This is a genomic window from Rhodococcus sp. P4_F3_2 (assembly GCF_056401335.1).
Genome location: NZ_JBFUJN010000079.1, coordinates 1 through 5,285, shown reverse-complemented (window position 1 = coordinate 5,285; position 5,285 = coordinate 1). Strand labels below are relative to the sequence as shown.

Below are 5,285 nucleotides of genomic sequence, written 5' to 3'. Positions count from 1 at the left end.
CCAGGCTGGTAGGGCGACGCGATGTTCTTGGCGACGATCCCTTCCAGGTGATGCTTTTTGGCCACTTGGAGCATCGTCGGCCCATCGACGTTGAGCCAGTGCGGTGGGACTTTGATGCGCGGGTGTTCGAGGCTGAGGTTGGCGAGCGCYTCKCGRCGTTCGAGGTAGGGMAGATCRGTSGTCGAYGTKCCGTCGAYGTCGAGGACGTCGAACACGTAGTACGAGGCCAGCGCCTCGTTGCGGAGCTGCGCGGTGGGTCTGAGCACGTGCATCCGTCGTTGCAACAGGGAGAAAGACGGCACGCCGTCCGGTCCAAGTGCGACGATCTCACCGTCGAGGACGGTTTCGCGACCACCGAGCACAGCACTGAGCGCATCGACGACCTCGGGAAATGATCCGCTGATGTCGTTGCCGTTGCGCGACCACAGCACCGGAGCCTTGGAACCTGTTGTAGCCATTGCCCTTTGGCCATCCCACTTACTCTCGAATGCCCTTAACTGCACAAACGACGAACAGGACAAGTTGTCACGCGTTCGACTGTCAAAGTAGCGGCTTGTCGATCTGTTCGCGGAGGATATCGCCGTGACCCGCGTGTCTGGCGAACTCTTGGATCATCAGAAGCAGCGTCCATCGCATGCTGACAGCCCCTTCTCGGGGAGTGTCCATGATGTCGTCGAGGTCGAAACGAGAGGCGATCTCACGTGACCGTCGGCTGGCGCGCTCGAACTCGGCGATGACATCTGCCAGCGCCTCGTCGTCGGCAACAGCAAAGGTGCCCTCGTCGCGGCGGGAGTATCCATCGCACTCAGATTCACTGAGTCCTGCCCAAAACCGTTGGAACCAGATTCGTTCCGCGGCAGCGGCATGCTTGATCAAGGAGATCGGTGTCGTCAGCGATATGACGAGTCGTCGACGAGCGTCGATTTCAGAGAGCCCGCGAACGGTCTCGATCAGTGCTTCGCGGTTCCGGTCGAGCATGTTCTCAATGATCGATCGCTCTGTGCCGGTAGTAATTATGTTGGTAATCATAGTCTTTCACTCGTTTCAGTCAGGAGGACGGCCAAGGACCGTCGCTCGTTATCAGTAGGGGTGGGTTACGCACAACAGCAACTAAATGCGGGGAAAAGCGAAATGTCCGGCACCGGGGAACGAGCCAAAGAAAGGCGCTGTGATCCGATTGTCATCAAGGACGATGCGCTTGGGAATGCCACGATAGGAGTCAGCCTCAACACCGCGGCCAGGTTCTGCTGTCTGCTAGAAGTTTATCGCATAGTTTCAATTCGGGAGAGGACGACCGTCCGAACCTTGCGCCTGCCAGCGCTTGTCGACACGTCTGACAAGGCGATACCCATCACGCGGGAGGCTGAACGGTGTGCGCGACGATGTTCGGGAAGCTGGGCATGTTGAGTTGAACGGCACGACGGGCTCGCCGATCGATGTGGTCGAGTTTTTCCTCGGTAGCCGCGAGGCTCACGCGGAGTCCTTCTGCTTCACCGATCCAGCCTTCGCTGTCCGCCTCGGTAATTCGGGCGGCAAGGTTGTCGCGTATCTCGACCAGTCGGAAACGTTGTGCGGGATCAACACGTAAGACGGGGCACCGGATGCAACTGTGTTCATGTTGACAGCTGGTGCCGTAGGCGCGGCCGCATTCGCCGAGGGCGAGTTTGCGGCGCTCGAAGTGTCCGAGAACTCATCCCATTCGGCATCTGTCGGGGTGCGGTATTCCTCGCTCGGGCGGAGGGCGCGTCGGCGCGAGATGAAGGCGCGGTGGCCGTTGATCGCTTCCTCCGAGTAGATGGCTTTGTATCCCATGGTCGTGTTGATGTCCTTGTGCCCCAACAGCACTTGAGCGATATGCGGAGGCATGCCGTTCATGATGGCGTCGGTAGCGAAGATTCGGCGCAGATCGTGGGGCTGGAAGTACAGTGGTTCGCCTGCTGCGTCCTTCACTCCTGCTGCATCGATGAGTTCGGTCAGTGCATTGCGGATCAGGCCTGCGGACACCGCGCGGTGGTGACCGCCGCATTTCCATTGGAACAAGAGTGGGGCGGGTGCCACCCAGATACGTTCGTTCCGGTCGTAGAGAGGTACAAGAGGTACCCCTCCGTCCGCGCCGCGTATTCGGGACACGATTGTCGACAGCATGTCGGCGAGGTCCGGGCTGACCACAAGTAGGCGTTCCTCGTCTGTCTTCGAGGGTGCTATCTGCAGTAGCGGGATGAGCTCTCCGGTGGTGGGCAGTCGATATTGGGTGATGCTGTGATGACTGATCTCGAGCATCTCTTCGATTCGAACACCTGTGTGTCGCAAAACTTCCACAGTTGCCAGAGCCCAGAATGCCCGGTTCTCGGCTTCTCGGAGCCGGATGGTTCGTCCCTCGGAGTCGTAGATCACCGGAATGCCGTCAGCGCTTGCTTTCAACCATGGGTCCGACTTTGTGTAAGTCTTGCCGAGGATGGTGAATTTCGAGCCCGGCGACGCTGCAACAGCAGCCTCGAGGAGCATCTTGGCATCATGGGCTCGTTGTTCGGCGATCCGCACCAGTTCAGGCAGTCGAGGTAGTCGCTCTCGTGTGCGCTGATCCATACGTGCTTTGCGTCGGCGTCCGATCTTCTTCGCGCTCGTCTCTCCTGGGCCGATCGGACACGGCACTACCCACCGCCCCCACCGCGCGGGGTCGAGAGCTGCCCACGCCGCCAGATCGAGATAGAACGCCCGCACAGCTGTCAGCATGTCGGTGTAGTTCATTCGTGGACTACGGGTCTCGGCGTAAGTTCCATCGGGGAGTCGTCGGCGGCTGACCTTCCAACGCATGCGTTCCTTCCACGCCTGCGCTACGCCGCGGTCGAGCTCGAGCGAGTTGATTCCCGGATGGGTGATCTCCAAGTTTTTCCAGAAATGCAGCGCCAAATGTCGTGAGAGATTGTCGAGCGTCGTGTAATCCAACGAAGGGTGCCGCTCGGACAGATAGTCCACAAGGAGATTCCGGACGTCGGAATTTGCGATGTCGAAGCGATCGACGAGTTCCGCGACGGTGCTCTGCCCTCGATACACCGTGACGAATCGTAAAGTCGGTGGCGCATCTGGTGGAAAGATCCCGATGTCATGGAGAAGTTTGTAGAAGAGGTAGCGCGTTTTACCTCTCGAACATACGGCGAGCTCCGCCTGGCGAAGTTCGACGCAGTCACCAACGGTGATGTCGGAAAGGCCGCCGCCTTTGGACAAGATCAACATGGAGATCTGCCATCGTGCAGTTCGACCCTGCATTGCTTGGGCAGTCTCCGCACCTGCCGCAGCCTCCAGTCGCTCGAATCCTTTCGGATCTCGGCTAATTGCCGCCCAGTCGCGCCAGTAGTGCGACCGGTGCAGTTGGACCACGAAACGTAAATCGGGGCGAATCAGATCCGCGACGAACAATCCGATCAGGGCATGGGTCAGGACCGTGGACCGAACCGATTGCACGCCTTGTTCGTCCAGCCACATTTCCGGTATCGAAACCCATCCGAGACCGTGTTCGGCGACGCCACTGTGGTTCCAGCGGTCTTGCCAGCTCTTTCCCGGAAACGAGGCCAGCCACCGCAGAAGCTGCCCAGCACCTCGGACAGCATCGCGCTGAAAGCTCTCACTACCCTCAGCCCGGATCATGAGCGCTTCCACCCGCTTCAGGGCGGCCACTCGGCCGAGTTCAGTCGTCGCCCACGACGATGGCACCACACGCGGTGGATACCGATCGAGGAGGGTGTCGATGACACTGCGATTCGCACCTTCGCGGGCATCGACGTTCAGGCTCCAACTGGCAGGCACTTTGGAGACACGTGCAGAAACCATCAGCGTCGACCTCCGAACAGTACGTCCAATACTGCCGGGTTGTAGCCCGGCGCTGGCGGTGCAGGCATCGATTGGGTGTTGCCGGTGTATCGAGCATGGTGGGCGCGGACGTGTGCGAAAACTTCGTCGCGACTCGGGGTCAGATACAGCTGAGTGGTTGTCAGGTGCGCGTGGCCCAGGATCCACTGCACATCGGACAACGGCATGTCAGGATCGCTCGTCATCCGAAAGGCTGCGGTGTGGCGCAGGTCGTGAATGGTCCAATTGGATCCCAACATCGACTGCGCCCGTGAGAACATCGCGCGCGCCCCCGAATACGACAGCTGCCGCCACGGCCTGCGCAACGTCATCCACAAGGGATGATCGCAGCCGCGAGGGGCATCCTTTCCCCAGGCCTCTTCTTGATAGATCCGCAACCACACGAATGCATCTGGCGACGCCGGCAACTGTTGGACCTCCCGGGTCCCCTTCCTTGTTACCGTGATCAATTGCTGGCCCGGGTCCGCACACTGCTGGGACATCGACAGGAGCTCGTCGGCGCGGGCACTGGTCGAGACCCAAAAGGCCAACATTGCCCGATCTCGGTTAGACGACAACGCCGCGAATAGTTCGTTGAAACGGTCGTCGGGAATGCGCTTGGGTATCCGTTTCGGAACCTTGGGTCTGTATCGCCCCTTCCGCTCGTTACGAAACGGATCCTGCGGATCGTGATGGGCGTTCGACCGAAAAGCGCGGGGAGAGCGATCCACCGGGAACGGATTGACGACCGGCCCAGCACCGATACTCATCTGAAAATCGTAGAACGCTCGCAACACCGTTTCCGCGTGCGCTCGAGTGGCCGGGGAGAATTTCTGTCCCTGCCGCGGCTTGCCGGTGACCTCGTTGACCACCCAATGACCACTCTTGGCCGCATTGCCCCCTACAGGTGTTGCGCCGGAGACCTTTTCGCCACGCCTCCGCCAGTGTTCACGCCTGGGTTTATCCGCAATCTTCATCCAACGCGCAAAATCGCGGCCCTCCGCGGGAGTGGCTCTCTCCCATCCCACGTCGACCGCTGCGAGAAATCTCCACCACCGTAACAAGTCATGTCCGTACGATCGGATCGTCGCCGACGATCGGTCACACGCGTGAAGTTCCTCGAAAAATAGTGTCGCAGTGCCGATTACCTCACCTGACGCATCGAGCAACCTGCACGGCTCTGCTTCGGAGCCCGTAGAAATCAGCCGCCCCACATCGGGAACGACAAGCCCTGCAAGATCAGCTCGGCGCGTCTCGCTRCACATATTGAGGAAAGTATCAGCACAGCCCCTGACCTGCAATGATGCGATTCGTTAGTTCAGTTAATACGCCAGCGCTCCCCTGTCGGGGGCTGCCCGAGTGTGGCGAGCATCGGCGGAACCGGTTTTCCCGTGGCGGGACTCATCTCTCCACTGTGCGCCGGTTTGTCCTGGCTCGCG

At 60.0% G+C, this 5,285-nt stretch carries 5 protein-coding genes and 1 pseudogene; all 6 read right to left on the bottom strand.

The annotated features are described in order from the left end of the window. Nucleotides 1–458 (bottom strand): ATP-dependent DNA ligase (locus tag AC1DWA_RS32745; protein ID WP_477917569.1); only part of this gene is annotated, 458 nt, incomplete at its 3' end. 82 nt (nucleotides 459–540) lie between these two features. Beyond that, entirely contained in the window at nucleotides 541–1,029 is a 489-nt protein-coding gene (locus AC1DWA_RS32740) for a DinB family protein (protein WP_042926839.1), read from the bottom strand. Between the two features lie 322 nt (nucleotides 1,030–1,351). Continuing rightward, nucleotides 1,352–1,474 carry a hypothetical protein gene (locus AC1DWA_RS32735; protein WP_477848240.1) on the bottom strand — a complete coding sequence of 41 codons (123 nt, stop codon included), beginning with the start codon at nucleotides 1,472–1,474 and terminating at the stop codon, nucleotides 1,352–1,354. Continuing rightward, a complete protein-coding gene (locus AC1DWA_RS32730) occupies nucleotides 1,471–3,828 on the bottom strand; it encodes a tyrosine-type recombinase/integrase (protein WP_477848238.1) in 2,358 nt (785 codons plus the stop codon). The genes AC1DWA_RS32735 and AC1DWA_RS32730 overlap by 4 nt, the downstream gene beginning before the upstream one ends. Beyond that, on the bottom strand, nucleotides 3,828–4,616 hold the full coding sequence (locus AC1DWA_RS32725) for a tyrosine-type recombinase/integrase (RefSeq protein ID WP_477848244.1): 789 nt from the start codon (nucleotides 4,614–4,616) through the stop codon (nucleotides 3,828–3,830). Before AC1DWA_RS32725 ends, AC1DWA_RS32730 begins: the two co-directional genes overlap by 1 nt. A gap of 204 nt (nucleotides 4,617–4,820) precedes the next feature. Beyond that, a pseudogene (locus tag AC1DWA_RS32720) lies at nucleotides 4,821–5,111 on the bottom strand (site-specific integrase); the annotation flags it as partial. Nucleotides 5,112–5,285 lie beyond the last annotated feature (174 nt).

Coding starts and splice junctions, on each gene's coding strand:
- AC1DWA_RS32740 (WP_042926839.1), bottom strand. CDS start 1,029: ATGATTACCAACATAATTACTACCGGCACAGAGCGATCGATCATTGAG.
- AC1DWA_RS32730 (WP_477848238.1), bottom strand. CDS start 3,828: ATGGTTTCTGCACGTGTCTCCAAAGTGCCTGCCAGTTGGAGCCTGAAC.
- AC1DWA_RS32725 (WP_477848244.1), bottom strand. CDS start 4,616: ATGAGTATCGGTGCTGGGCCGGTCGTCAATCCGTTCCCGGTGGATCGC.